The sequence below is a fragment of the Catellatospora sp. IY07-71 genome, from assembly GCF_018326265.1.
Lineage (GTDB): Bacteria > Actinomycetota > Actinomycetes > Mycobacteriales > Micromonosporaceae > Catellatospora.
The window spans coordinates 102,501-129,007 of the sequence record NZ_AP023360.1 but is presented as its reverse complement, the minus strand read 5'-3'; the positions used below and the strand labels follow the sequence as shown (position 1 = coordinate 129,007).

Annotated in this window: 24 protein-coding genes, 2 tRNA genes and 1 rRNA gene (1 of these 27 only partly in view); 16 read left to right on the top strand and 11 right to left on the bottom strand. The window is 72.2% G+C overall.

Annotated elements, in window-relative coordinates; genetic code table 11:
* Positions 1 to 20: 20 nt before the first annotated feature.
* Positions 21 to 1,214: a DUF1015 family protein gene (locus tag CS0771_RS00600; RefSeq protein WP_212839307.1), complete on the top strand. Its 1,194-nt coding sequence runs from the start codon at positions 21 to 23 to the stop codon at positions 1,212 to 1,214.
* Positions 1,215 to 1,275: 61 nt separating this feature from the next.
* Positions 1,276 to 1,746: a ribose-5-phosphate isomerase gene (locus CS0771_RS00595; protein WP_203754390.1), complete on the top strand. Its 471-nt coding sequence runs from the start codon at positions 1,276 to 1,278 to the stop codon at positions 1,744 to 1,746.
* A gap of 25 nt (positions 1,747 to 1,771) precedes the next feature.
* Here CS0771_RS00595 and CS0771_RS00590 read toward each other — a convergent pair whose 3' ends face one another.
* On the bottom strand, positions 1,772 to 2,002 hold the full coding sequence (locus CS0771_RS00590) for a hypothetical protein (RefSeq protein WP_144121103.1): 231 nt from the start codon (positions 2,000 to 2,002) through the stop codon (positions 1,772 to 1,774).
* Between the two features lie 78 nt (positions 2,003 to 2,080).
* On the opposite strand from CS0771_RS00590, the gene CS0771_RS00585 reads away from it, so the two are divergent.
* Positions 2,081 to 2,656, top strand: a complete 576-nt coding sequence (locus CS0771_RS00585; RefSeq protein ID WP_212839306.1) for a hypothetical protein — start codon at positions 2,081 to 2,083, stop codon at positions 2,654 to 2,656.
* Positions 2,657 to 2,798: 142 nt separating this feature from the next.
* Positions 2,799 to 3,449 carry a hypothetical protein gene (locus CS0771_RS00580; RefSeq protein ID WP_212839305.1) on the top strand — a complete coding sequence of 217 codons (651 nt, stop codon included), beginning with the start codon at positions 2,799 to 2,801 and terminating at the stop codon, positions 3,447 to 3,449.
* Positions 3,450 to 3,467: 18 nt separating this feature from the next.
* Here CS0771_RS00580 and CS0771_RS00575 read toward each other — a convergent pair whose 3' ends face one another.
* Together CS0771_RS00575 and CS0771_RS00570 are read right to left on the bottom strand one after the other, a co-directional pair.
* Positions 3,468 to 4,304: a hypothetical protein gene (locus CS0771_RS00575; RefSeq protein WP_212839304.1), complete on the bottom strand. Its 837-nt coding sequence runs from the start codon at positions 4,302 to 4,304 to the stop codon at positions 3,468 to 3,470.
* 106 nt (positions 4,305 to 4,410) lie between these two features.
* Positions 4,411 to 7,056, bottom strand: a complete 2,646-nt coding sequence (locus tag CS0771_RS00570; RefSeq protein ID WP_212839303.1) for a tetratricopeptide repeat protein — start codon at positions 7,054 to 7,056, stop codon at positions 4,411 to 4,413.
* A gap of 489 nt (positions 7,057 to 7,545) precedes the next feature.
* Here CS0771_RS00570 and CS0771_RS00565 point away from each other — a divergent pair, with 489 nt between their 5' ends.
* Together CS0771_RS00565 and CS0771_RS00560 are read left to right on the top strand one after the other, a co-directional pair.
* Positions 7,546 to 8,511, top strand: a complete 966-nt coding sequence (locus CS0771_RS00565; RefSeq protein WP_212839302.1) for a hypothetical protein — start codon at positions 7,546 to 7,548, stop codon at positions 8,509 to 8,511.
* A 485-nt stretch (positions 8,512 to 8,996) separates the two neighbouring features.
* Positions 8,997 to 9,998, top strand: coding sequence for a hypothetical protein (locus tag CS0771_RS00560; protein WP_212839301.1), 1,002 nt, complete (start codon positions 8,997 to 8,999; stop codon positions 9,996 to 9,998).
* Here the strand turns inward: CS0771_RS00560 and CS0771_RS00555 are convergent.
* From CS0771_RS00555 to CS0771_RS00545, 3 genes are all read right to left on the bottom strand, one after another.
* A complete protein-coding gene (locus CS0771_RS00555; RefSeq protein WP_212839300.1) occupies positions 9,951 to 10,214 on the bottom strand; it encodes a hypothetical protein in 264 nt (87 codons plus the stop codon). The genes CS0771_RS00560 and CS0771_RS00555 overlap by 48 nt on opposite strands.
* On the bottom strand, positions 10,205 to 12,175 hold the full coding sequence (locus CS0771_RS00550) for a caspase family protein (RefSeq protein WP_212839299.1): 1,971 nt from the start codon (positions 12,173 to 12,175) through the stop codon (positions 10,205 to 10,207). Before CS0771_RS00550 ends, CS0771_RS00555 begins: the two co-directional genes overlap by 10 nt.
* Positions 12,176 to 12,292: 117 nt before the next feature.
* Positions 12,293 to 13,759 (bottom strand): glycosyltransferase family 39 protein, encoded by a 1,467-nt coding sequence (locus tag CS0771_RS00545; protein WP_212839298.1) that lies wholly within the window; start codon positions 13,757 to 13,759, stop codon positions 12,293 to 12,295.
* Positions 13,760 to 13,843: 84 nt separating this feature from the next.
* Between CS0771_RS00545 and CS0771_RS00540 the strand changes: the two genes are divergently transcribed.
* From CS0771_RS00540 to CS0771_RS00530, 3 genes are all read left to right on the top strand, one after another.
* A complete protein-coding gene (locus tag CS0771_RS00540; RefSeq protein ID WP_212839297.1) occupies positions 13,844 to 14,239 on the top strand; it encodes a hypothetical protein in 396 nt (131 codons plus the stop codon).
* Positions 14,240 to 14,385: 146 nt separating this feature from the next.
* Entirely contained in the window at positions 14,386 to 14,868 is a 483-nt protein-coding gene (locus tag CS0771_RS00535) for an RICIN domain-containing protein (protein ID WP_212839296.1), read from the top strand.
* Positions 14,869 to 15,206: 338 nt separating this feature from the next.
* Positions 15,207 to 16,604, top strand: a complete 1,398-nt coding sequence (locus CS0771_RS00530; RefSeq protein ID WP_212839295.1) for an IS4 family transposase — start codon at positions 15,207 to 15,209, stop codon at positions 16,602 to 16,604.
* A gap of 236 nt (positions 16,605 to 16,840) precedes the next feature.
* On the opposite strand, the gene CS0771_RS00525 is transcribed toward CS0771_RS00530, so the two are convergent.
* The 3 genes from CS0771_RS00525 to CS0771_RS00515 all read right to left on the bottom strand — a co-directional run bounded on the left by CS0771_RS00525 (position 16,841) and on the right by CS0771_RS00515 (position 17,665).
* Positions 16,841 to 16,914, bottom strand: a tRNA-Gly gene (locus CS0771_RS00525).
* Positions 16,915 to 16,980: 66 nt separating this feature from the next.
* Positions 16,981 to 17,057, bottom strand: a tRNA-Pro gene (locus tag CS0771_RS00520).
* Positions 17,058 to 17,341: 284 nt separating this feature from the next.
* Positions 17,342 to 17,665 carry a hypothetical protein gene (locus CS0771_RS00515; RefSeq protein WP_212839294.1) on the bottom strand — a complete coding sequence of 108 codons (324 nt, stop codon included), beginning with the start codon at positions 17,663 to 17,665 and terminating at the stop codon, positions 17,342 to 17,344.
* A gap of 245 nt (positions 17,666 to 17,910) precedes the next feature.
* Between CS0771_RS00515 and tig the strand changes: the two genes are divergently transcribed.
* The 4 genes from tig (at position 17,911) to clpX (ending at position 22,207) form a co-directional block, all read left to right on the top strand.
* Positions 17,911 to 19,278: a trigger factor gene (tig, locus tag CS0771_RS00510; protein WP_203757594.1), complete on the top strand. Its 1,368-nt coding sequence runs from the start codon at positions 17,911 to 17,913 to the stop codon at positions 19,276 to 19,278.
* 159 nt (positions 19,279 to 19,437) lie between these two features.
* Positions 19,438 to 20,049 carry an ATP-dependent Clp protease proteolytic subunit gene (locus tag CS0771_RS00505; RefSeq protein WP_203757592.1) on the top strand — a complete coding sequence of 204 codons (612 nt, stop codon included), beginning with the start codon at positions 19,438 to 19,440 and terminating at the stop codon, positions 20,047 to 20,049.
* A gap of 12 nt (positions 20,050 to 20,061) precedes the next feature.
* Positions 20,062 to 20,715, top strand: a complete 654-nt coding sequence (locus tag CS0771_RS00500; RefSeq protein ID WP_275411648.1) for an ATP-dependent Clp protease proteolytic subunit — start codon at positions 20,062 to 20,064, stop codon at positions 20,713 to 20,715.
* 199 nt (positions 20,716 to 20,914) lie between these two features.
* Positions 20,915 to 22,207 carry an ATP-dependent Clp protease ATP-binding subunit ClpX gene (clpX, locus tag CS0771_RS00495; protein ID WP_212839293.1) on the top strand — a complete coding sequence of 431 codons (1,293 nt, stop codon included), beginning with the start codon at positions 20,915 to 20,917 and terminating at the stop codon, positions 22,205 to 22,207.
* Positions 22,208 to 22,259: 52 nt separating this feature from the next.
* Here clpX and CS0771_RS00490 read toward each other — a convergent pair whose 3' ends face one another.
* On the bottom strand, positions 22,260 to 22,943 hold the full coding sequence (locus CS0771_RS00490) for an XRE family transcriptional regulator (protein ID WP_244870517.1): 684 nt from the start codon (positions 22,941 to 22,943) through the stop codon (positions 22,260 to 22,262).
* 41 nt (positions 22,944 to 22,984) lie between these two features.
* Between CS0771_RS00490 and CS0771_RS00485 the strand changes: the two genes are divergently transcribed.
* A complete protein-coding gene (locus CS0771_RS00485; protein WP_212839292.1) occupies positions 22,985 to 23,833 on the top strand; it encodes a DMT family transporter in 849 nt (282 codons plus the stop codon).
* 60 nt (positions 23,834 to 23,893) lie between these two features.
* On the top strand, positions 23,894 to 25,072 hold the full coding sequence (locus CS0771_RS00480; RefSeq protein WP_212839291.1) for an MFS transporter: 1,179 nt from the start codon (positions 23,894 to 23,896) through the stop codon (positions 25,070 to 25,072).
* On the opposite strand, the gene CS0771_RS00475 is transcribed toward CS0771_RS00480, so the two are convergent.
* On the bottom strand, positions 25,069 to 25,911 hold the full coding sequence (locus CS0771_RS00475) for a GNAT family N-acetyltransferase (protein WP_212839290.1): 843 nt from the start codon (positions 25,909 to 25,911) through the stop codon (positions 25,069 to 25,071). The two genes, CS0771_RS00480 and CS0771_RS00475, sit on opposite strands and share 4 nt — an antisense overlap.
* A 453-nt stretch (positions 25,912 to 26,364) precedes the next feature.
* On the opposite strand from CS0771_RS00475, the gene CS0771_RS00470 reads away from it, so the two are divergent.
* Positions 26,365 to 26,507: ribosomal RNA gene (locus CS0771_RS00470) — 16S ribosomal RNA — on the top strand; it runs 1,373 nt beyond the window's last position.

Here is a 26,507-nt window from a genome sequence, read left to right as displayed (position 1 = left end):
CGGCGGTAGCGTGAGCAGGCGTGACAGTCGTACACCCGATTCACACGGCCTGGCTGACCACCGGGGCCACCGGCGCGCAGAACTACGACGAGTTCGCCGACGACGCCGAGATCACCGAGATCATCGCCGCCAACCCGCGTAGCGCGCTCGCCGTCGAGATGCCGCACCGGGCGCCGGACAGCCTGGGCAGCTCCTTCACGGACAGCCTGCCCGCCGCGGTGGCGCGGCTGACCGAGGCCAAGGACGCCGGGGCATACCGCGCCGCGCAGGACGTGGTGGTGCTCTACGCCATCACCGCGCCCGACGGCGCCACCGCGTACGGCCTGTGGAGCATGGTCGACACCGACCAGATCTCCACCAGCGCCGACGAGCCCGGCCTGGTCATCCGCAACGAGGACGTGTTCCTCGAGAAGGTGCGCGAGCGGGTGGCCCTGGCCCAGGCGCTCGGTCACCTGCTGTCGCCGGTGCTGCTGCTGCAGACCGGCCGCGGCGACGAGCTGCACGCGGCGCTGGCCGAGGCGGTCGCCCAGGCGGGCGAGCCGGCCGCGACCGACGTGGACCCGTCGGGGCGTACCCACGCGATCTGGCCGCTGCCGGCGGGGCCGCAGGCCGACGCGCTGCGGGCGCTCGCGGGCGGCGGCGACCTGGTGGTGGCCGACGGCAACCACCGCAGCCTGGCCGCGCAGACCGGCGGCTACGAGCGTTTCCTGGCCGTGGTGACCACCCCGGCGTCGGTGGCGATCCAGCCCTACAACCGCCTGGTGCACAAGCTCGACGTCACCGTCGAGGAGCTGCTGGCCCGGCTGGAGAAGGCCGGCGCCACGGTCGGCGAGGGCACCGCGGAGGTGCCCGCCACGGGCGGCACGATCCACCTGTACGCGGGCGGCCGCGCCTACGCGGTCACCCTGCCCCGGGACCCGGCCGGCTCGGTGGTGGACAACATCGACCACGCGCTGGTGGAGCGGGTGCTGTTCGGCGAGGCGCTGGACCTGGAGCCCGGCGACAAGCGGATCACCTACGTCGGCGGCGACTACCCGGCCTCCTGGCTGACCGGTGAGGTCGACGCCGGGCGGGCCGCGCTGGCCGTGCTGATCGCCCCGGTGACCGTGGACGACTTCGTCGAGGTCAACCTGGCCCGGCAGAAGATGCCGCGCAAGAGCACCTGGTTCACCCCCAAGGCCCGCGCCGGCCTGGTCGTGGCCCAGCTGCCCTGATGTCGCCGCCACGTGCCCGGGTCCCGCGCGGGTCCGGGCACGCGGCTGGCAGACTTTGACCATGCGCGTATATCTTGCGGCGGACCACGCCGGATTCGAGCTGAAGGCCCACCTGCTCACGGAACTGCAGGCCAAGGGGTATGACGTGGTCGACGTCGGCGCGCACGCCTACGACGCCGAGGACGACTACCCGTCGTTCTGCCTGCACGCGGGGCACCGCGTGGTCACCGACCCGGGCAGCCTGGGCGTGGTGATCGGCGGGTCCGGCAACGGCGAGCAGATCGCCGCGAACAAGGTGCCGGGCGTGCGGGCCGCGCTGGCCTGGAACATCGACACGGCCACCCTGTGCCGCCAGCACAACGACGCCAACGTGGTGGGCATCGGCGCGCGCCAGCACTCGCTGGAGGAGGCCACCGCGATCGTGGAGGCGTTCCTGAGCACGCCGTTCTCGCAGGCGGACCGGCACTCCCGGCGGATCGAGCAGGTCGCCCTGTTCGAGAAGACGGGCGAGCTGCCGCCGCTGCCGAACTGACGGCTTTCCGACTGACCTCGCGGGCTCAGCGCAGCGGGTCGCGCGGCACCCAGCCGCGGCGGACGATCTCCAGCTCGGCCTCGGCGCGGGCCAGGTCGTCGGCCGTGGGCCGGGCGGCGTCGCGCGCCCGCAGCGCCGCGGACAGGCTGATCTGCGACGCGCCGGGCCCGATCAGGCCGCGCAGGCCGCGTTCGAGGTCGTGGTCGTCATCGTCGTCGGAGCGACCACGGTGCCGCCGGCGCTCGTACTCCTGCATCCCGCCAGGCTAGCCGAGTGCGCGCGGGCGCCGGAATACTCGGCTGGCGGTGTCGTGCGAGCCGACTAGCATGGCGGCGTGACTGAGGGGACCGATCCGACACACGAACTGCGCCTGGACCGTACGCAGGAGATCCCGACCGAGGCGCTGCACCCGCAGCAGAACACGCCCGGTCAGAAAGACTTCAGGACGGGCGTGGCCGCGGTGCCGGCCCAGCGTCAGGTGGAGCAGACCGTCTCCTTCGAGCCGACGCTGGCGCCCGGCCAGATCGTCACGTCCGGCCAGCTCAAGCGGCCGGACGTGCCGCTGAACGTGCGCCTGCGCCAGCTGAAGGCGGGCGGCCGCTGGAGCGTGGCCGGCGCGATCTTCCTGCTGGTCAGCTGGGGCCTGTGGGCGGCCTCGGCGGGCGGCGACGGCGACCACGGCACCGCTACGCTGGCGCTGTTCCTGGTGCTGGTGGTGGCGGTGGGCCTGTTCGCGCTGAGCCGCCTGGTCGGCGGCGTGGTGCTGGAGAAGATCATGGGCCGGACCCGGCGCAGCGCCTGGCTGTCGCACGCGTTCATCGGCCTGTTCCTGGTCGCCGCCGGCGTGTCCTACCTGAGCAGCATCGACTGGGTCGTGGACGCCTGGAACTTCCTGCGCGGCGTGCGCTGAGCCCCTGCCGTAGACCTGACCTTTCCGAAGATCGCCGTTCCCGGGCCGGGGACGGCGATCTTCGCGTTTCCCGGCCGCGCTTCGCGGGCATGAAATAGGGTCAAATGCCGCAAGGCTGGCTCGGGAGCGCGGGGAGGTACGGGTGCGGGTGCGTCAGCCGCTGACCGCCGCGAGCGCCGTCATGGCGCTCGGTATCTGGCTCACCGTGATGTCCGTCGTGCTGCGTGATCCGGGCACCGGCGACACCGGCGCCGTGCCCAGGCCACCGCGCGCGGCCGCCCCGGCCCGCCACGCTCCGACCTGGCCGACCGAGCCCTCCGGCTCGCCGACCGAGGTGGGCCGGACGCCGGTGGGCCCGGCGCCGACCATGGTGGGCCGCACGCCCGCCCCGACCACCCTCGCGCCTTACACCGGCACCTGGCGGGCGCACGGTTCCGAGCTGACCATCGGGCCGGACGGCGCCACCGAGATCCTCCGGCTGGGGCCGTGCCGGGGCCTGTCCGCCGGGATCGACTGCGTCGCTACCGCCACGCTGCGCGCCGACCTCAGCAAGGGCGAGCCGGAGCTGGTCTACACCGGTTTCCGGTACACCGACGGCAGCGGGGCGGTGGTGGTGCCGGACAGCCTGGAGGGGCTGCCCGTCGCGGGGGACGGCTACCGGCTGCGCGTGTTCGCACCCGGCGTCATCGAGCTGGTCCCGCTCACCCCGCACCTGCGCCAGATCATGGGCACGCCGTACCGCTGCGCCGCAGGCGCGAACGAGTACGCCCACCAGCGGCTGTGCAACGCCTGACCGGGCAGGGCGGGAGGGTCAGGGCGCGAAGGTCACCACGACGCCGGGGTCGCCGAGCGAGCTGACCCCGAACGTGTCGTCGGGGCGGCCGTCGGTGTCCAGGACCACCGCGATCAGCCGGCAGGGGAAGAACTCGTCCCGGCAGTCAGTGAGGTCGGCCAGGTAGCGGTACACCGGCACCTTCACCCGGAAGGTGTCGTTGTGGCGCAGGGGCACCGACACCAGCGGCAGCTGCCCGCTGCAGCCGCTGCCCTGGACCAGCTGGTAGCAGCGCGCCTGCACGATGGTGACGTAGCGGCCCTGGGAGCCCTTCGCCGAGCCGGTGACGATCACCTGCTGCCCGTCGGTCAGCCCGGTGGCCTGCGAGAGCGCGATGGTCGCCGGGGCCCCGACGAAGTAGAGCAGGCTGCTCGGCACCGAGCGCAGCTCACCGGTCAGCGGGTCGGTCCACTCCAGGTAGTAGCGGCAGATGTCGGCGCGGCAGTACACGGGCACCGGGTCGCCGTACTCCAGGCTGCGGTAGACCAGCGGGAACGGGTAGAACGAGTCGTTGTACGTGCCCGCCTCGCCGGTGCTTCCCGTACGCAGCACCGGGCAGCCGAGGACGTCGCCGTCCACCTCGGACGACGGCTGGTCGCACTGCACGACGCGGACGAGGGTGTTCGGCGGCAGGCCGCTGCCCTTGACGATGACGTACGTGTAGGCGTCCAGGCCGCGGGACGGGTGGGCGGAGGCGGTGGGCGCGACGGCGGCCCGCGCGGCGGGCACGGCGGGCGCGGCGGCGGCCGGTTCGAGACCGACGGCGGTGGCGGTGGCGGCCAGCACGGCGGCACACAGGACGGCGCGGAGTTTCATCAGGAATCCCTTCGCTGACGGTGACCTTCCCGACGCAGTCTGTGCTATCTGGCGGCACGCGGAAAGCAACTGTCCGACAACGACGGACGCCAACCGTTCCGACAGGTCAGCGGTGACGTGCACGGACGGCGCTGAGCGAGGCCCGGGCCAGCGCCGTCTCCGGGTGCCGCGGGCCGAGCACGAGCCGCCGCGCGGCCAGCACCTCGGCCAGCTCCGCCTCCGCCGCGGCGTACGCGCCGAGGTCGACCAGCAGCAGCCCGATCCGGTGCCGGGTGACCAGCACCGCCGGATGCCGGTCGCCGAGCAGCCGGCGCCGCTGCGCCAGCAGCTCGCGGGCCTCGGCCAGGGCCTGTTCGCGCTCGCCCAGGTCGTGCCGCACCTCGATCAGCGCCTGGCGGCTGAGCAGGGTGCGCGGATGCTCGGGCCCGAGCACCCGCAGGTAGTCGTCCACCAGCGCGCGCAGCGCCGCCCGCGCGCCGGCCAGATCGTCCCGGTCGTGCGCGAGGCGCGCGAGGTGGTAGCGGGTGACCAGCGTCGCCGGGTGCTCCGCGCCGAGCAGCCGGGTGCGGGCCGCCAGCACCGACGCCAGCTCGCGGCCCGCCTGCTCGTGGCGGCCCAGCGCGCGCAGCGCGTCGGCGGCGTTGTTGCGGCTGGTCAGGGTGTCCGGGTGGTCCTCGCCGAGCACGGCCCGCCGCGCGTCCAGCGTCTTGCGGAACAGCCGCCAGGCGGCGTCGAGCTGCCCGGCGTCGCGCAGCGCCCGGCCCAGGTAGTGCTGGGTGGTGAGGGTGTCGGGGTGCGCCGGGCCGAGCGTCTGCGAGCGCGCCCGCAGCACCGTGCGCAGGCCGCGGCTCGCGTCGCCGAGCCGCCCCAGGTCGTACCAGACCCGGCTGAGGTCGTGCTGCACCTCCAGCACCCGGGGGTCGTGCTCGCCGAGCGCGGCGACGCCCAGGCGCACCAGCCGGGCGTACGCGGCCTCGGCGCGGGCGGGCTGCCCGGAGGCGCGCAGGTAGCGGGCGGCGAGCGTGGCGGCGGTCAGCACGCCTGGCGGCACCGCGCGCGGGCTGATGCCGAAGCCGAGCACCAGGTCCAGCGGGCTGAAGGTGTGGTCGACCAGCGACCGCCACTGCTCCCAGGTGGCCGGGTCGCGCGGGTCGAGTTCGGTGGCCGCGCCCACCACCAGCTCGGTGACCAGGGCGAGATGCTCGCCGATCCGGTCCCGCACGTCCGGCGCGCGCCGGGACATGTCCCGGACGAGCTGGTGCACCACGACGACGTCGGTCGTGCCGGGGCCGGCGGGCTCGACGATGCCGAGGCCGGCCAGCGCCCGCAGCGTCTCCCAGACCTCACGCCCCGACACCGGCCCGAACAGCGGGGACAGCGCCAGCGTGGCGGGGCGCAGCAGCAGCCCGCACGGCACGGGCGCCGGGCCAAGGCAGGACAGCACGCGCAGCAGCGGCCGGGCGGTCGGCTGGCCGCGTCCGGCCAGCAGGTCCAGCGACAGCTCCCAGGTGCGGCCCACCGCGTCCCCGGCCGGGCCGTCGCCGGGCGGCCCGGTGCGGGCCAGCACCTCGGCATGGCGGCCCTCGTCCAGCGCGCGGTCGTAGTCGGTGAAGGTGCGCGCGGCCCGCGGCCCGGCGAACGCGGCGGGGATCGCGGCCACCTCGGCGACGTGCCGCCCGGCCAGGCACAGCGCCAGCGGCAGCCCGCCCAGCCGTGCGGCGAGGTCCCGGGCCTGCTCGTCCGTGCCCGCTCCCGGCCCGGCGAGATCCATGAGCACCCGGGCCGCGTCGGCGGCGTCCAGCGGCCGTACGGGGATCAGCTCCAGCCACGGGGGCAGCGGATCGCCCCAGGTGCCCACACTGCCGTCCCGGGTGGTGACCAGCACCAGGCCCCGTCCGGTGCGGACGGAACGCATCCAGCCGTTGCCGTCGCTCACCGCCGCGCCGGGCAGGGCCAGTGTCCCGGGCGGGTCGTCGGCGTTGTCGAGGACCAGCAGCCACGGTCCCGGGTACGCCTCCAGCAGCCGCCATACGAGATCGGGCGGGCTGCCCGCCTTGATCTGGTCCGGGTCGGCGCCCAGCTCGGCGGACAGCGCCTGCATGCCGGCCATGACGGTGTCCGGGTCCTGTCCGGACACCCACCAGGCCGGGATGCCGCGTTCGGCCGCCATCCGGGCGGCGAGCAGCGCGACGGTGCTCTTCCCGGAGCCGCCGAGCCCGCACAGGACCAGCACGTCGGCGGCGAGGGCGGCCCGCTGCCCGGCGAGCGCGTCGAGGTCGCGGCGCAGCCGCTCGGTCACCTCCTGGCGGCCGCGCACCTCGGGCCCCCGGGTGAGCCGGTCCACCGGCGGCCTGGTCGAGACGAGCACGCGGCGCCCGTCGGGCCGGGCCGGGGCGGTGTCCGGCGGCACCGGGACGGGCGGCCCGGCCGGAGACGTGGGGGAGGTCTGGTCGCCGCCGGCCCGGCGGGCCCGTCGCAGCGCCTGCCACCACAGGTTCACCTGCCCCTGATCGGTCACGCCGCAGGCGGCCAGGATCCGGGGGAGCTGGTCGGCCGGGCGCAGCGCGGGCAGGTGCTTGCCGCTGAGGTAGCCGCCGATGGTGCTGGCCGGGGCGCCGACGGCCGCGGCGATCTCGCGTACGGTCACCCCGGCGCGGTCCTTGGCGAGGGTCAGCTCGCGGGCGAAGTCGGTCTTGGTGGCGATACGCCGGGGCTCGGGCCGGTCGGGCGGCAGGGGCGGATCGCTGGTCACTGCGCTGCGCCCTCCGTCGTCGGCCGTCTCTGCCAGCCAACTCCGCGGCGCGGCGGCAGTCAATGTCGCCTTCCGGGCAGCGGGGGAGGCTCGCGCGCGCCTCCCGCCGCGTTCCGGGTCTGCTCGATCCCGGCGACGCCCGTCGCGCGGGCACGTCAGCAGGAAGCGCGGAACATCGAGAACACCTTGCCGAGCAGCCAGCCCCAGCCCGAGACGCAATGCGACTCCATGGTGGTCACCTCCCTTCTCCCAGGCGTGCCACCGGGCCGTGCGCCCGGCCGGTGGTACGCGGTCAGCACACCGCCGCGGGGTGTCCCCGGGCCGGAAACGCGGCCACTCCGGACAGTCCCGGACGCGGTCCGGGCAGGCGACGGGGGTGCGCGGTTCAGCCGTGCGGGGAGGTCCGCCCTGCCGGAGGATTGCCTATAGTGGACGAGACATTCACGGTGGTGAGCGGAGCGCCGGAGGCGCCGGATGGGGAGACCAGCCGTGCCGATCGAGAGCGCCGCGCTGGCGAAGGAGCTGGCCCTGCTGTGCAAGGGGCGGGCGATGCTGCATCCCGTGCTGCGCGAGCGGCTCGGCCCGCAGGCGCGGGCCGCGTTCGGCATCGAGGACGCCGACCAGCCGCCAGCCGTGCGCAGCAAGGTGCGGTCGTGCGTACGCCGCCTGCTGCACGACGAGGAGCTGCAGAAGGCGGCGCTCGCGGCGCTGGCCCTGCTGCCCCGGGCGGATCAGGGCCTGCTGAAGGATCGCGAGACCGCGTTCGCCCGCATGCGCAGCTTCGAGGCCCGCACCGCCCGCCGCCGGATGCGCCGGGCCATCCGTGAGCTGGTGGACGCGCTCGCCGAGGAGCACCACGGCCGGTCGGCCCCCGGCGTCCGCTGCGACGACGACGGCATCGTGGTGCGCACCTTCCACGCCCGCATGCGGCTGGACGCGGCCCAGCCGCGACTGTACGAGCGGCGCACGGTGGAGGTGACCGTCGACCGGCTCGACCGGATCGCGGTCCGGCTGACCGTGCCGCAGCCCGAGCCGGACGCCGCCGAGAGCGATGTCGAGATCTGCGGCGGGTTCGGCGGGGAGGTCGGGGAGCTGCGGCGCACCTCGCCGGTGGACTTCGAGTGGACCCTCCGGCTGCCGCGTACGCTGCGGCTGGGCGACACGCATGAGTACGGGGTGGACTTCACCATCCCGCCGGGCCGCCGGATGCGGCCGCACTACGTGTTCCAGCCGCTGGTGCCGTGCGAGCGGTTCGAGCTGGAGGTCCGGTTCGACCCGGCCCGGCTGCCGGAGCACGTCTGGCTGATCGACGGGCTGATGCTGCGGGCGCTCGACCATCAGCAGGCGCAACCAGAGCGGCTGGTGCCGGACGGCCGGGGTGCAGTGCAGCGGACGTTCACCAACCTGCGCCAGGGCATGGTGTACGGGGTGCGCTGGGCGCCGGCCGCCTCCTGACGGCGCTGTCCGTCAGGGGTCCGGTACGGCTCGTGCCGTTGACGAGCATCGATAGCCCACATTGGCCATTATGTTGGCCATTCCCGCAGCTGTTGTGGGCGCAGACTTGGCCACGATCGAGTGGAGATCGGTGGTCGAGGGGGCTCCAGATGATCGGACATCGTGCGACGCCGTCCGGCGTGACGCCCGGCGATCGGGCCATGCCCCGGCCACCCGTTCCCGTCCGCTCTGACCACATAGGCAGGGCGACCGACCGCTTAGGCACGGAAACGGACTCTTCGATTCCGAAGTGGCTTGCCTGACCGGGCATAAACAACGCTGGGTCTGTACTCGATTACCGTCCGTGGGCTAGCTTCTGCACAGCTTGGTCGATTTCGATCACGTCGGCTCCGGACAAGCCCGTACACGCCGGTGACGGCGCCCCCTCCCCTGAACGTGCCATCTTCTTCCGCAAGCCTCCTGCTGGGAGAGAGGAGAACCCTGACGTGGTGGATGTCGATCCGACCGGCGGCTCGGCCGCGGTGGCCGAGCTGCGCTTCCTGGCGAGCCAGGGCCGGCTGGCCGCGACCGCGCGCACCGCGACGCCCCGGGAGCGGACGGCGCTCACCGGTGCCGCGTTCACGCTGGCCTGGCCCGTCGTGTTCCACCGGCTCACCCGGATGAACGAGCAGCGCCGCGGCCACTGGACGTGTGCCATCGCGGTGAACCGGCTCGCCGACGCCTGCCTGGACCGCTTCTACGACGACGTCGAGGCGGTGGTGGAGGACCTGCTGGCCCACGCCACCATGAAGATCCACAACGCCGAGGGCTGGATCAGCGGGCGGCTGCGCGCGGTCACCATCGACGCGCACCGCCGCCGCCGCGGGGCCCGCGGCGCGCAGCAGCGGCCCCGGCTGCCCCGGTGGCTCGCCGACGGCCTCGGCCACGACCCGTGGCTCACCGTGCTCGCCGTCGAGATCCTGGTCTGGGTCGGGGTGCCCGGCACCGCCGGTGGCCTGCTCTGGCCGCTGGACAGCTGGGCCCAGCGCCGCGTCGCGGTCACCGGCGACGTGGCCGGCAGCGACGTGCGGACCGTGCAGCGCGACGTCGACCGCGTGCTCGCCGTGATGCGCACCAAGGAGCGCTGGTACGCCGACTACGTGGAGCGGCCGCTCGGGGCCAAGACCCCGCCGACGGCGCCTGCCTTCGTGGACCGGAACGCGGCCGTGGTCGAGCCGCCCGCCCTGCTGCTGACCGAGCCGCACGAGCTGGCCGACGGCCGGCTGGCGGAGCTCGCCGCGCTCGCGCTGATCGCGCTGCGGCAGGCCGACCCGTGCGACGACGCCGCGATCGAGCGGATCATCACGAAGGTGTTCGGCCGGGTCGACACGGCCGGGGCGATGGCTTGCGCGCCGCATACGGCCGACGGGCTCGACGCGCTCGTGGACGACGGGGCTGAGCTACGCCGCATCGTCGCCGCGGTCCGCGCCGTCCTCGCCGGCGGCTGACGCCGCGGCGATCTCCGCGCGCAACAGGGCGGCCCGGGAGTCGACGTATGCGGCCAGCGACCCCGGGTCCGTGCCGCGGGCGAGCGCGTCCGCGGCCGCCTTGCCGATCTCACTCTCCAGCAGGGCCAGCAGGCGCTGCCGCGTCACGTCGTCAGCGCCGCCGACGGGCGAGGTGTCGCCGGTCGCGCGAGCGCCGGCCGGATCACTCAGTGACATGACGCGCCGCCGTTCGGTCCGCGGGTGACGATCTTCACGAGCGAGGTCCACCAGTCCCCGGCCGCGCGTGGGGCGCGTACCGCGTCCCGGTGGTGCACGCCCAGCGCGAGGTGCTCGGCGATGCCGTCCAAGGCCGCCGCGCCGCGGTGGGCACGGCGGTCCGGCGTACCCAGCCGGGTGAGGGTGAAGGACTCGGGATTGATCCTGTCCTCCGACGCGATCAGCATGAGCCAGTCTTGCACCAGGGGGCAAGGCCCGCCCAGCCGGTCCTCGGGGATGCGCAGTTCGAACGGATGCCCCTCGCCCGCCGCCGCCGAGGCGCCCGCGTCCAGGTAGCCGCCCGGGAACATCCCGGCGTCGATCGCGAACCGGTCGGTCAGGTTCAGCAGGACGCAGTGCAGCGGTCGCGGCGCCGCGCTGTCCAGCCGCAGGAACACCTGCGGCGGCGCGCCCCCGGGGGTGTACGCCAGCTCGATGACGCCGTTCCGGCCCACCGGCAGCCCGGCGCGGTCGCGGGGCGCGCGGACGTCGCCGGGCTCCGCCGGGATGACCCGCAGGCGCACCAGGTCCGCCAGCCCCGAGCCGGGATTGCTGATGCCGCGTATCTGCCGCCAGCGTGCGATGTGCTCGAGCCGCCGCACGACCTCGCCGGGCGACGGGCGCTCCGGCCCCGCCGACGCCGTGGTCAGCATGGCCCCGTCGGCGCTGCGGATCGCCGGGACACCGTGCCGGGGCAGCGCCACCACCAGCTCCGCCGCCTCCCCGGCCGCGTCCCGCGGCACCAGCCGCAGGTACGGCGAGGGGACACCGCCGGGCCCGGCGGCCGCGATCGCCGCCCGGATCTCCGCCGCGGCCGGCTCGTCGTCCCCGTCGTCCCCGCCCACCGTCACCGGCGTGGGCGGCGTCGCCACCGCGGACAGCACCACCGGATACACGGTGCCCGGCGCGGGCGTCCAGCCGAGCGGCTCGACCTCGCAACGCGCCGGGCTCACCGCGATCACCCGCGCCTCCAGCGGCGGCCGCGACCCGTGCACGGCCACCCGCGCCGACCCGTCAGCGGGCATGCCGTGCACGGAGCCGACGTCGACGATCCACTGCCCGGACACCTCCCGCATCGCCATGTCGGCGACCGGCGGGCGCACCTGCCCGCCGAGGAACGGCTGGTCGACGATCGGCTCGGTGGCCGGATACAGCCCCGGGGTCTGGTTCTTGATCCTGTTCTCCACGAACGACAGCACCGCGGGCACCAGCTCCCGGTAGGTGCGGGGAGCCTTGGCCCGCCGCAGCTCGGCCAGCAGGCCCATGCTGAACACGCCCCGCTGCGCGCCGTCCGGGCCTCGGCACTCGAACGCCTGCTGCCCGTCCAGGCAGGCGCTGAGCAGCACGTGGTCCGGCGCCGCGGGCGGACCGCCGTCCGTGAGCAGCTCCAGCACCCCGGGCAGCATCGCCGCCGGCTCTGGTGCCACCGCCGGGGAGGGCGTGTGCCGGGCCCGCGTCGAGAGCGGGGTGCGCGTGCCGCCGCCCGCATGGCAGCAGTCGAGCACCACGGCCACGTGCGGCCCACGCGCGGCGACCTCCTTGATCAGCAGGGCCAGCTCCTTGTCGTACAGGTCGGCCCCGCCCGGCTCCCGGCTGTCCACGCACACCAGCGTCTGCATGGTCGTCCCGCTGCTCTCCCGGTGCCAGCCCGCGGCCGGCACCGGCGCGGTCGAGCCGTGCCCGGAGTACCAGAACAGCGCGCTGTCGCCCGGCCCCGCCTGACCCAGGTGCTCCCGGAACACGTCCACCACCGCGGTCTTCGTCGCCTCGCCGTCGACCAGGACCCGGACGTCACCCTCCGGGGTGCCCGCGTCCAGGAGGTGACGCTGCGCCGCCGCCACGTCGTTCACGCAGCCGAACAGTTCGGGGACCGGATCCGGGTAGGCGTCGATCCCCACGAGTAAGGCGTACACACGGTCCATGGGTTCTCCCTGCCGATCCGGGTATCGCATCCGACTCCCTCTGACGGACAGCCGGGACGGCCCATCCCGCGCCGACCGGAAAGCGGGGCCGTATCAGCGGTTCGGGCCAGGTCCGTGTCACGTCCGCCGGGCGAGCAGAACCAGCCGGACCAGCCGGGCGCGGAACGTCTCCACGACCGTGTACCCGTCCCGCACCGGCCCGGCCTTCTCCGGCGGCAGCCCGGCGAGAGGATCATCCGTCCCCGCCACCACGATCAGCCAGATCCGGGGCGGCTCGCCCAGGCACGCCTGCCCGCACTCGGCTGCCGCGTACGTGCCGCGCGACTCGGGCAGCGCGAGGAACGCGTCCCGGGGCGCAGGCGCCCCGCGCAGGTGATACCGCAGCGACAGGCGTTCGTTCCACGACGAGCCGCCGAACACGATCGCGTCGCCGGGCTCCTGCCGGGCCGCCACCACCTCGGCGAGCGCCCGCAGATCGGGCTGCCACGCCGGATCCGCCCGCGCGTCCCGGTGACCGGGCAGCGCGAGCGCGGCCAGCAGCGCCAGCCCGGCCGTGCCCACGACCCGCGCGGTTCCCGGCGACCGCCGCCGGGTGGTGGCGCCGTGCAGGTCGGCCAGGGTGACCGCGGCGAGCACCGCCCAGGCGGGCAGCACGTAGAGCAGGTAGCGGTGGACGAACAGGTCCTGCACCGGGCGCAGCGCGTACAGCAGCAGGATCGGGGCCCACGACCAGACCGCCAGCAGCCACACCGCGTCCGGCTCGGTGCGCCGGCGCCGCACGATCGCGGCGACCACCGCCGCGACGACGAACAGCGGCAGCAGGTAGGAGAACAGCAGCTCGCCGAGCACGCTGAACAGCGCCCACCAGGCGGTGTCGATCCAGCTCACCTGGCCGGTCTGACCCCGGGCCGCCCACAGCGACGCCAGGGCGGGCGCGGCCGCCACCGCTCCCGCGGGCAGGAACGCCCGGGCCCGGCCGCGCCGCCAGGCCCACGCGGCGTGCGCCGGCAGGAACGGCAGCGCCAGCGGGTGCAGCGCCGTGGTCAGCGCGCCGGTGGCGGCGTAGGCCGTCCAGCGAGCGCGCCCTGGGTGCTCGACGGCCCGGAGCAGCAGCAGTGCCGAGCCGGTCACCCCGGCGAGGACCAGGGCGTACGGGCGCGCCTCCTGCGCGTACCGGGTGATGCCCGGCAGCAGCGCGAAGACGATCCCGGCGATCAGGCCGATCCGTGCGCCGAACAGCCGCCTGCCCAGCGAGGCCGTCATCGCGGCCGCCGCGGCCATCGCGAGCAGCGCGGGGGTCCGCAGGGCGAGCGCGGAGTCGCCGAACGCGCCCACCCAGACCCGCATGAACAGGTAGTACGGCGCGAGCACCACGTCGTTGTGGCCGAGCAGTTCGCGGAACTCCGCCCAGGAGATGGTCGACGCCCACCACGTCGCCAGCTCGTCCTGCCACACCTGCCGCCCGGTCATGCCGACCGCGCCCACGACCAGCATGAGCAGCGCGGGCGCGGCGGCCACCACGACCGGCCGCAGTGCGGAAGCCGAGTCCGCCGGGCGGGCATCGATGGATGGGAGCGTTTCCATTCGATGACGGTACGGCCACTCATGCGGCCGGGCAACGGCTTGTCATCGCAGCACGCCCCGGTATGCGGGGTGCATGATGTCCGGGTGCTCGCGAAGGCCCCGGACGCGCTGGTCGGCGCCGGTGTGCTCGACCATCGGGCGAGCCGTTCTCCCGTACCGCCGATCACCGAACGTGCATGCGGCCGTGTGCCGGGCGGAGGGCATGTTTCCAGGCAGGAGGCACTGATGTCGTATGACGGCCCGCAGAAGCGCGTGGACAGCCTGAACGATCTGATCACCTGGCTGCAATGGATGGCCGACGACGTGGCGCGTGACCCGGACGCGGTCGAGAACCTGACCGTCGACCGGTTCTTCGAGGCGTGCGCCGCTTACCTGCGCGATCACAGCAGGCTCCAGGCCCGCTCCGGTAGACCGCTCCCCGAGGAACCCACCTGGCAGTTCATTGCCGACGCGATGCGCGCCGGCTGCTTCTACGAATGAGCTGCGGCCGCCGAGCGAGAGCGGGCGGCAAACTCGCGTCACCGCGACCGAGGACGGGCTGTCCGGCTCGGCACTGATCCATATCTATCGAATTGAGGAGTCTCAATCTATGATGCTGACTTGTCAGTCCCTAGCTGGAGGCCCCGATGAATCGCCGTGTCACCCGAGCGCTGCTGGTCGCCCTGCTCGCGCTGTCCCCTGCGGTGCTGCCGGCCGCGCCCGCCCACGCCGACTCGTGGACTGAGAAGTTCATCGAGAGTCAGCTGACCCACACCTGTGCCGCGGTTGCCGACTCCGCCGATGGCACGGCCGTCACTCAGGAGATCTGCGCCGACGTCAACCTCATGCTGTGGAACGTCACCGAGGTGGCTCCCGGGGCATACCGGATCACCAACCTCGCCAGCGGGAAGTGCCTGACCGCGGTCCTCGTGACCGGATCGCCGGTGCAGCAGCTGACCTGCAACGGGAGCGGCACGCAGCAGTGGATCGGCAACGGTTCGGGCAACACGTTCCGGTTCGAGAACGTGGCCAGCGGCCGATGCCTGGCTCGGCCGGGCAAGGACCCGGGCACCGCGCTGGTCCACGGCAGCTGCGCGGTTCCCTTCGCGCAGTGGAAGCTGCTCTACTGACGCCGCCGTCCCCGACGACCTGATCAGCGCCGCTTCCGGCGGTCGCGCATCGCCGACATCTGAAGGAAGGGCACCTTCTTAACGGTTTCCGTTGTAGAAGGTGCCCTTCTTAACGCTGCCCAGGCCGGGTGCCGCACCGGCCAGCGCGGGTGCGCCGCGGGCCGTGGCGGGAAGGCATGATCGCGAGTTCGTGTCAGAAAGTGCAGCCAGGCCACAGGTTCTGACACCAACGCCGTTGACTTAAGGATTTGATCGCCGCGTCAAGGCCGTCTCGGCTGGCGATATGGAACGGGACTCCTCAATATCAGTTCGACCAAGAATTGACCCGAGGAGTCCCGTTGCAGCAGCAGTCTGCCATCACGCGCACGATCACGGTAGCGGCCGGGGCGTTCGCGCCGGGCCATCTGGGCGAGCTGACCCAGGTTCTCGACTTCGACCTGGTCGATGCCGTGGCAGCCGAGACCGGCACCACGCAGCGGCGGGTCAGGCTGTTGCCGACCCGGGTGCTGATCTTCTTCGTGCTGGCGCTGGCGCTGTTCGAGCCGTGCGCCTACCGGCAGGTGTGGGCGAAACTGGTCGCCGGTCTGCGCGGGCTCGCGGTGGCCTGCCCGAGCGCGTCGGCGCTGACCCGCGCCCGCCGCCGCGTCGGCCCCAAACCGCTGCGCGCGCTGTTCGAGGCGGTCTGCGGCCCGGTGGCCTGGCCCACGACGGGGCCGGCGTTCTGGCGCGGGTTTCGCACCGTCGCCGTGGACGCCACCACCCTGCACGTGCCCGACCGGCCCGGCACCAGGACGCGCTACCCCAAACGCCAGGGTCCGGCGATGACGTTCAGCTACCCGTACCTGCGGCTGGTCGTGCTGGTCGAGTGCGGCACCCGCGCCCTGCTCGGGGCGGCGTTCGGGCCCGAAAGCGCCGGTGAGCATGTCTACGCCCGCCGGCTGCTGGACAAACTCGACGCCGGGATGCTGCTGCTGGCCGACGCCTACTACGACAGCTGGAAGCTACTGGCCGACATCGCGGCCACCCGCGTGCAGTATCTGTGCCGCTCCGGTGCCGGCCGCGTCCCGCTGATCCTGACCCGGCTATCCGACGGCTCCTACCTGTCCGTTCTCGGCCACGGCCGGCTGAAGGTCCGCGTCATCGAGACCTGGGTCGAGATCACCCACGCCGACGGCGTCGTGCGCACGGAGCAGTGGCGGCTGATCACCAGCCTGCTCGACCACACCCGCTACCCCGCGGCCGACCTCGTGCAGCTCTACCACCAGCGCTGGCAGGTCGAGACGACCTACCTGTCGATCAAGTCCACGATCCTGGACGAGCGGGTCCTGCGCTCCCACCACCCCGCCGACATCGACCAGGAACTCTGGGCCCTGCTGACCGTCTACCAGACGATCATCCGGATCACCGTCGACGCGGTCGACGCCCTGCCAGACGTCGACTACCACCGGGCCAGCTTCACCGTCGCCCTCGAAACCGCACGCGACCAGGTCGTCACCGCCGAAGCCGTCATACCACCACCCGGCCACGCCGTACTGGTCGGCGCCATCGGACAGGCCGTGCAGGACAACCTGCTACCCGCCCGACGACGCCAACGCGCCAAAGCCCGCAGCCGCAAGAACCCGACCAGCAAATACGGCCCCAACGCCGGCAAACACCCGCAGCAGACCCAGACCTACACCTTCCACGCCACCGTCACCATCTTCGAAGAAGGCTTGACAGCCCGCTCAAATCCTTAAGTCAACGGCGTTGGTTCTGACACGAGATCGCGATCAACGCCCGGGAGCCGAGCGCCCCGGTCCGGCCAGGGGTTAAGAAGGTGCCCTTCCTCTACGGAAAGCGTTAAGAAGGTGCCCTTCCTTCCTCGTGGGGCGGGTCGCCGGCCGGTGAGGGCGGACGGGCCGCTGACGGCCCGTAAATCCGGACAGCGAAAGGCCCAGGTTCGGGACGCTGTCCCTGACCTGGGCCTTTCTATTGGAGCGGGCGACGAGAATCGAACTCGCGTAGTCAGTTTGGAAGACTGAAGCTCTACCATTGAGCTACGCCCGCGTGGCCCTGAGTCTAGCGGCCGGTTCAGCGCGGCGGCCACTCAGGTCGTGTGTGCCGTGCCGCGGCTGGTCGGGGTGGCCGGATTCGAACCGACGGCCCCTCGCTCCCAAAGCGAGTGCGCTACCAAGCTGCGCTACACCCCGTTGCGCCGATGGTGGTGGCGCCCCCGGAAGTGTATGCGGTCTGCGCACCTGCCCGCACACCCATATAGCCGTGTCCCATTCCGAAGGTTATTCGGCATTTGGCACATACCGACCCCTCTGGGAGCCTACGGTGTACGCAGGGACGGGGAGACGATTCGCCCCTCGTCCTCTGGTCCAGGCGGCCCGCCGGGGTTCGTTCGTCCGAGCCGGTGGGCGGCCTGGGCCGGGACGGGGTGGGGCAGGCGCGGCGATGGGCCCGAAACCCCCGGTGGGGCTTTGTTCGATCAGGCGGATGGGGTCCCACCGGGCTGCGTGGGCTCGTCGGTGTAGGCGAGGTGCGCGTTGGCCGGGGTGAGCAGCTCCGGCTTGATCTTCCGGTGCAGCCAGCCCGTGAGCGCGAGCGTGAGCAGCGCGAAGAACACGGCCGCCGCCCAGGCCGGGCCGCGTTCGCCGGCGGGCGCCGCGAGCGGGACGAGATCGTTGAGCAGGGTGCCGGGCACGGCTGCCTCCGGGTCGGGCGCCGCGACGGCGCGTACGGGCGGGCCCATCAGCGGGCCACCGAGGTCGGTGAGCACGGTGAGCAGGGATGCGATATCGATCGGTGGCACGGCGGTCTCCTCCCGGACAACCCGCCCAGTTTGTCGGCTTTGCTGGATATTATGGGTTTGCCGCGCCTGCGATGTGTGACATCTGCCGATAACCGCCGCCCGATGCGGGAGGGCAACCAGGTATTCGCCTACACTCGACCGGGCTTCGTGTCCGCGTGTCGGACCGGCCTCATGACGCGGCGTGGCCGCGCAGTACAGTGCGTAGGCCCCGTCAAAACGACCGAAAGATCCCAAGGAGTACGCCAGTGAAGAGCACCGTCGAGACTCTGAGCCCGACTCGAGTGCGGCTCGCCATCGAGGTGCCGTTCGCCGAGCTCGAGCCGAGCCTGAAGAAGGCGTACCGCGAGATCGCGGCGCAGGTGAACATCCCCGGCTTCCGCAAGGGCAAGATCCCGGCCCAGGTCATCGACCAGCGCGTCGGCCGTGGCGCCGTGCTCCAGGAGGCGATCGAGGAGGCCATCCCGCAGCAGATCTTCGCCGCGGTGCGCGAGCACGAGGTCAAGCTGCTGGGCCGCCCGGCCGTCGACAACCTCGAGTTCGAGGACGGCAAGCCGCTGAAGTTCACCGCCGACGTGGACGTGCGCCCGGAGATCACCCTGCCCGAGCTGAGCGCGATCAAGGTCGAGGTCGACCCGCTGGCGATCTCGGACACCGAGATCGACGAGCAGGTGGACGGGCTGCGCCAGCGCTTCGCCACCCTGAAGACCGTCGAGCGCGCCGCCGCCACCGGTGACTACGTGCAGCTGGACCTGGTCGCGACCGTCGACGGCGTCGAGGTCGAGGGCGGCACCGCCAACAACATCTCGCACGAGGTCGGCTCCGGCCAGCTGCTCAAGGGCCTGGACGAGGCCGTCGTCGGCCTGGCCGCCGGCGAGGAGGCGACCTTCACCAGCCAGCTCGTGGGCGGCGAGTTCGCCGGCCGCGACGCCGAGGTGAAGGTGACCGTGCGCACGGTCAAGGAGAAGGAGCTCCCCGAGCTCGACGACGAGTTCGCCGGCCTGGCCAGCGAGTTCGACACCCTGGAGGAGCTGCGGGGTGACCTGAAGGAGCGGATCACCCGCGTCAAGAAGGTCGAGCAGCTGTACGCGGCCCGCGACAAGGCCCTCGCCGAGCTGGTGAAGCAGGCCAACGTGCCGGCGCCGGAGGGTGTCGTCGCCGACGAGGTCGAGCAGCGCAAGGCCGCCATGGTCGAGCAGCTCGACCGCATGGGCGCCTCCCTGGAGGAGTACCTCGCGGCCGAGGAGAAGACCGACGAGCAGATCACCGCGGAGCTGGCCGACGCCGCCGCCGAGGGTGTCAAGATCCAGCTCGTGCTGGACACCATCGCCGAGGCGGAGGACGTCCAGGTCACCGACGACGAGTACGGTCACGAGATCGTCCACCGGGCCCAGCGGGCCGGCGTCGCGCCGCAGGTGTACTACGACCGCCTGGTCCAGAACGGCGCCGCCGCGGCCGTCTACGGCGACGTGCGCCGGGGCAAGGCGCTGGCGCTGGTCATGGAGCGGGTCGTGATGACCGACACCGACGGCGAGGTGCTGACCCTGGACTCGCTGCGCGAGGGCAACGGCCACGAGGGCCACGACCACGGTGACCACGAGGGTCACGACCACTGATCATGAGCATCGCGAAGGACCCGTTCACCACCGTGGGCGGGTCCTTCGCCGTTCGTGCTCCGGGTGTCGTGCGCTGACAGCGAACACGCGGATCTCGGGGAAGCTGCTGTCACTGGCAGCGGTTAGGGTCGCTGTAGGACAACGAGAAAGGCTGCCGATATGAGCGAGCTGCACGTTCCAACTGCGCGGGGTTCCGATCCGATCGCCGGCGGCCTCGACGACTCTGTTTACAACCGCCTGCTCAAGGAGCGCATCGTCTTCCTGGGCAGTGACGTGAACACCCAGGTCGCCAACCGGATCTGCGCGCAGCTGCTGCTGCTGTCCGCCGAGGACCCGGACCGCGACATCTACCTCTACATCAACTCGCCCGGCGGCTCCGTGTACGACGGCATGGCGATCTACGACACCATGCAGTTCATCCAGAACGACGTGGCGACGATCGCGCTGGGCATGGCGGCCTCGATGGGGCAGATGCTGCTGTGCGCGGGCGCCAAGGGCAAGCGGTCGGCGCTGCCGCACGCGCGGATCATGATGCACCAGGCCTCCGGCGGCATCGGCGGCACCGCGGCCGACATCGCCATCCAGGCCGAGCAGATGATCTACACGAAGAAGCTCATGATCGATCTGATCGCCAAGCACACCGGTCAGCCGGTGGAACAGATCGAGGCCGACAGCGACCGCGACCGCTGGTTCACCGCGCAGCAGGCCAAGGAGTACGGCTTCATCGACAACGTGATCACCGCGTCGGCAGCCGTGCCGGTCGGGAACTGAAGGAGCGCAACGATGTTTCCACGCATGACGCCGAGCTTCGCCGAGGTCAGCAACCGTTACATCATCCCGTCGTTCATCGAGCGCACGTCGTACGGGACGAAGGAGACCAACCCGTACAACAAGATGTTCGAGGACCGCATCATCTTCCTGGGCGTCCAGGTCGACGACGCGTCCGCCAACGACGTGATGGCGCAGCTGCTGGTGCTGGAGGCGGCCGACCCGGACCGTGACATCACGATGTACATCAACTCGCCGGGCGGCTCGTTCACCGCGATGACCGCGATCTACGACACGATGCAGTTCGTGCGCCCGGACATCCAGACGGTGTGCCTGGGCCAGGCGGCGAGCGCCGCGGCGGTGCTGCTGGCGGCGGGCACCCCGGGCAAGCGCCTGGCGCTGCCGAACTCGCGCATCATCATCCACCAGCCGGCCACCGAGGGCGGCTACGGTCAGGGTTCCGACATCGAGATCCAGGCCCGGGAGATCATGCGGATGCGCAACCAGCTCGAGGAGATGCTGGCCCGCCACTCCGGCAAGGACTCCGCGCAGGTCAAGAAGGACATCGACCGTGACAAGATCCTGACGGCCGCCGAGGCCCTGGATTACGGCCTGGTCGACTCCGTCATGACCAGCCGCAAGAAGAGCCTGCTGGCCGGCGCGCGCTGAGCGGATGCGGTGCCGTTCACCCCAACAGGTGGACGGCACCGCCGCGCTGTCACAGCCACGTGTCAGAATCAGCGGTGTGGTCGGCGGGGTGGGGCCGTCGCAAACCGGCTCACAACAGGTAACGTCAAAGCAGTACCGATTTCCGCGCTCACAGGTGGGACTCGGCGTTCGTCCGCTTCAGGGGCAGGGGGAGTCGTAGGTGGCACGGATCGACGGCGGCGACCTGCTGAAATGCTCTTTCTGCGGCAAGTCGCAGCGCCAGGTGAAGAAGCTCATCGCCGGGCCGGGCGTCTACATCTGCGATGAGTGCATCGACCTGTGCAACGAGATCATCGAAGAGGAGCTCGCCGGCGAGGAGCAGGTCCGCTGGGAAGAGCTGCCCAAGCCGATGGAGATCTGCCAGTTCCTCGACTCGTACGTGGTGGGCCAGGACGGCGCGAAGAAGGCGCTGGCCGTGGCGGTCTACAACCACTACAAGCGGCTGCAGGCCGACGCGGCGCACAGCCGCGGCGGCGAGTCGGTCGAGGTCGCGAAGAGCAACATCCTGCTGATCGGCCCGACGGGCACCGGCAAGACGCATCTCGCGCAGACCCTGGCCCGCATGCTGAACGTCCCGTTCGCCATCGCCGACGCGACCGCGCTGACCGAGGCCGGCTACGTGGGTGAGGATGTGGAGAACATCCTCCTCAAGCTCATTCAGGCCGCCGACTGGGACATCAAGCGCGCCGAGACCGGCATCGTCTACATCGACGAGATCGACAAGATCGCCCGCAAGTCCGACAGCCCGTCCATCACCCGTGACGTCTCCGGCGAGGGCGTGCAGCAGGCGCTGCTGAAGATCCTGGAGGGCACCCGGGCCAACGTGCCGCCCCAGGGCGGACGCAAGCACCCGCACCAGGACTTCGTCGAGATCGACACCACCAACATCCTGTTCATCTGCGGCGGTGCCTTCGCCGGGCTGGAGCAGATCATCGAGCAGCGCACCGCGCGCTCGGGCCTGGGCTTCGGCGCGCACCTGCGGGCGGTCACCGACCGGGTCAGCGACGAGACGCTGGCCAAGGTGATGCCGGAGGACATGCTCAAGTTCGGCATCATCCCCGAGTTCATCGGCCGCCTGCCGGTCATCACGACCGTGCGCAGCCTGGACCGCGAGGCGCTCGTCAAGATCCTCACCGAGCCCCGCAACGCCCTCGTGAAGCAGTACCAGCGCCTGTTCGAGCTGGACAACGTGGTGCTGGAGTTCGAGGAGGAGGCCCTGGAGGCCATCGCCGACCAGGCCATGCTCCGCAACACCGGCGCCCGCGGCCTGCGGGCGATCATGGAAGAGGTCCTGCTCTCCGTGATGTACGAGGTGCCCAGCGACCCCAACGCCGAGCGGGTGCTGATCACCCGGGACACCGTGCTGGAGAAGGTCTACCCGACCATCGTCCCGCGCCGGGACATCAGCACCGGCCGCCGGGCGCGGCACCACCGCGAGGAGAAGACCGCCTAGCCGCACCCGAAGCGCCGTCCCGTCCGGGGCGGCGCTTCTGCGTGGGTACGCCCTAACGCCGGGCGATCGCCGAACCGCGCCGCCGGTCGAGTTCACCCGGCGGCATCGTCACCACCATCACCAGCCGGGCCGGGGAGTCCAGCTCGTTGCGGCACGCGTGCGCCCGGTCGGACCGGAAGTCCAGGGTCTGGCCGACCTGCACCTGGTGGTCGGTGCCGTCGACGGTCACCACGACCTGCCCCACCAGCACGTGCACCATGGTGCGGGTGCCGGGCAGCAGCTCCTCGGCCTCGTAACGCTCCTGCGGGGCGAACCGCCAGTCCCACAGCTCGACGAAGCCGGGGTCGCTGAGCCCGCGCAGCATGCGGCCGGTGCCGCCGCGCCCGCCCCGCCACAGCACGGGCGCGGCGTCGATCTCGCTCAGGTGCACGCTGCGGTCGGCGGCGGGCTGCAGCAGCCGGGCCACGGTCACCCCGAACGCGTCCGCGATCCGGGCGAGCGTGCCGACGCTGGGATTGGTGCGGCAGCCCTCGATCTGCACGAGCATGCCCTTGCTGACCCCGGACCTGGCGGACAGCTCGTCCAGCGACCAGCCGCGACCGGCCCGCAGGGCGCGTACGTGCAGCGCGACCGCTGCGTTGATCTCGTCGAGGGGGAGGTGGCGGGGCCGTGGCGCGTGCGGGCCGGCGTCGGCGTGGTCCGCCGTACGGGTCCGCTCGATCGTCGTATCGGTCAACAGACTGTCCTTTGCGGTCAATACCGTGATACGAACACGTCGTGATCTCTGTTCTGCTCGCCGGCACGTCCGCCCTGGTCTGGGGCACCGCCGATTTCTGCGGCGGCAAGGCCGTGCAGGGTGCCGCGAGCGTGCGAGGCCATTCCTACTCGGTGACCGTGGTGTCGCAGCTGTGCGCGATACCGATGATCGCAGCTTTTCTGCTGCTGATCCCGGGTCGGCTCGGCGTGTCGGCGCTGGGCTGGGGAGCGGCCGCAGGGATTGCCGGACTTTTCGGGATTGTCCTCCTATACCAAGGGCTGGCCAGCGGCGCGATGGCCGTCGTGGCCCCGGTCGCCGCCGTCACCTCCGCCCTCGTCCCGCTCACCGGCGGGCTGCTGCTCGGCGAACGGCCGGGCGCGCAGCCGCTCGCCGGCGCCGCCTGCGCGGTGCTCGCGATCGCGCTGGTCAGCCTCAGCCCCGCGGAGGGCGCCGGTGCCGCCGGACCGCGGGTGGTCGGGCTCGCACTGGCCGCGGGCGCCATGTTCGGGGTGTTCTTCCTGCTACTCGCCCAGGCCGGGGAGGGTGCGGGCATGTGGCCGCTGGCCTGCGCCCGCGTCGCCTCCGTCCCGGTCGGGCTGCTGCTGCTCCGGCCCATGGGCGGCACCCTGCGTCTGCGCGGCCGGGTGCTCGCGCTGGCCGTCGTCGCGGGCTGCCTGGACATCGGCGCCAACGGGCTCTACCTGCTCGCCGTGAACCAGGGCGAGCTGAGCATCGTCGCGCCGATCGCCTCGCTGTACCCGGCCAGCACGGTGCTGCTCGCGCTCGCCGTGAACAAGGAGCGGCTGCGGCCCGTACAGTTCGCCGGCCTGGGCCTCGCCGCGACGGCACTGCTCCTCGCCGCCGCTTGAGCACAGGATCAGCGAGCTGTGCGGTGGCCGGGCGATGGGCCGCCACGTAAGGTCCAATCCATGGCTTCGCAGGTGACACGGGCCCGCTGGGCGGTGGCGACGGTGTTCGCGGTACACGGCGCGGCGAGCGGCAGCTTCGCCTCCCGCATCCCGTGGATCGCCGAGCACCTGCACCTCACCGAGGGCGCGCTCGGGCTCGCGCTCATCATGCCCGCGGTGGGTTCGCTCAGCTCGATGCCGTTCACCGGGCGCCTGGTCCAGCGCATCGGCGGCCGCCTGGCCACCCGGATCCTCATCGCCGCCTGGGCGCTCGCCGTGGGCGTGCTCGCCCTCGCGCCCAACCAGTGGGCGCTGATGGGCATGCTGCTGCTCGCCGGAGTCGCGGCGGGCACCTCCGACATCGCCATGAACGCCGAGGGCGTCGAGGTGGAGCAGCGGCTGGGCCGTTCGATCATGTCGAGCCTGCACGGCATGTGGTCGGTGGGCGGCCTGATCGGTTCCGGTATCGGCGCCGCCGCGGCGTACCTAGGCGTCAGCGCCCCCGTGAACCTGGCCGTGATGGGCGTGCTGCTCGCCGTGGTCGGTGCCACGGCGGGCCACTGGCTGCTGCCGACCGTGCCCGTGGCGGCGGCCGAGGACGGCCCGCGGTTCTCACTGCCCCGCGGGCCGGTGCTGATCATCGGCCTGATCGGCTTCTGCGCGGTCTTCGCCGAGGGCGCCACGGCCGACTGGTGCGCCGTCTACCTGCGCCAGATCCTGGAGGCCGGCGAGGGGCAGGCAGCCGTCGCGTACAGCATGTTCGCCCTGGCCATGGCGGGAGGGCGGCTGGTCGGCGACACGGTGGTGCGCCGCTTCGGGGCGGTCGGCACGGTCCGCGCGGCCGGGGCGCTCGGGGTCCTCGGCGGCGTGCTGGTGGTCGCCGCCTGGACGCCACTGGCGGGGGTGGCCGGGTTCGGCCTGATCGGTCTCGGCGTCGCCGTGGTGGTGCCGCTCGCCTTCAGCGCGGCCGGGCACACCGGCGACCATCCCGCCCACGCGATCGCCGGGGTGGCCACGGTGTCGTACGGCGCCGGGCTCGCGGCGCCCGGCCTGATGGGCGGCATCGCCCACGCCACCTCGCTGCCGTTCTCGTTCGCCATGGTGACCGGGCTGGTCCTGATCGTCGTGCTGGGCGCGGGGCGCCTGCGCGCCGCCGAGATCGCCCACAGGCAGCCGGTGCCCGAGCCGGTGTCGGCCTAGCCGACCTCCCACAGGCTGGTGTCCTGCAGCGGCCGGTAGCCGATCGCCCGGTAGATCTTGTTGCTGGTCGGGTTGGCCAGGTCCGTGAAGAGCACCGGGCGCAGGCGCGCCGCCAGCGCGGCCCGGCTCACCGCCGCGACCAGCGCTGACGCGTAGCCGTTCCGGCGGTGCGGGGGCGGGGTGTAGACGAGGTTGATGCGTACGACCCCGGCGGCGGGCGCGGTCATCGCGGTCATCGCGACCGGCTCGCCGCCGTTCTCCCATACCCAGAGCAGGCTGCCCAGGGCCAGCCGCCCGTCGATCGGCGCGGCGGGGTCGGACGGCGGGTGGTCGGCCAGCGCCTCCCGCTGGAACGCCGCCGACCACTCGACCAGGCGATCCCGATCGGGCAGGGCCGCCTCCCGCGGGTGCCCGGCGACTCCGGCCGGCGGCCTGACCACCGAGATCTCGAACATGCGGTACGACGCCAGCAGGCTCGCCGGGGTGCCGGAACGCTCGGCCACTCTCGCCACGAGCCGCTCGGTCGAGAGCGCCGGGCCGGTGAACCGGCGGACCGCCGGACGGTGCTTGGCCAGATGCGGACCCAGATGGCTGACAGCTCCCGCCGAGACGTCGCTGAGCAGCATGGGGAACGGCGGGGGCCGGACCGCGACCGCCCGCAACGCGCCGAGGGAGTCGTCGACCCGGAGCATGAGCAGGTCGGACTCGGTCGGCACGACGCCGTCCAACCGGGACTGGAGGAGCGTGAGCAGCTGGTTGTTGCGTACGGGGTCGCGCAGGAGCCAGGGCATCACCGCGTCGGCGAAGTCGGGCAGCGACGTGTCGGCGGTCACCTTCACCCGTCAGATTCTGCCTCCACGGTGCTCACCGACCGCTTCCTTTCCCGACATCCGGCCGGGACGAGCTGCTAAGATAGGTCAGCGGTGATGATGTGACCGGCGACAAGCGACCCCGATTTGCATCGTGGTTCGGGGGTCGCGTAATGTTCTCTCTGCCAGCGAGGAACGGACAAAAACGCCAGGGCCTGAGGGTCGGGGCGGTGGCCGGATCGCTGAGCCGCCCGGAGTGGGGCGGCCCCCGGTTGGGGGTCGCGAAACCGGTCCGGTAGTCTGAGTGGGTCGCCCCGAGAACTTCCCGGAAACGGGTTGGTTTTGGTGTGTGCTTGTTCTTTGAGAACTCAACAGGGTGCTATATAGCCAGTGCCAATTTTTTCATCCTCGTGATGATTCCTTTGGTATGAAACAGATCTGGACATTTTGATGTCGGGTTTGTTCTGCCGGGTTTGAGAATTCTTTTTGGAGAGTTTGATCCTGGCTCAGGACGAACGCTGGCGGCGTGCTTAACACATGCAAGTCGAGCGGAAAGGCCCTTCGGGGTACTCGAGCGGCGAACGGGTGAGTAACACGTGAGTAACCTGCCCCTGGCTTTGGGATAA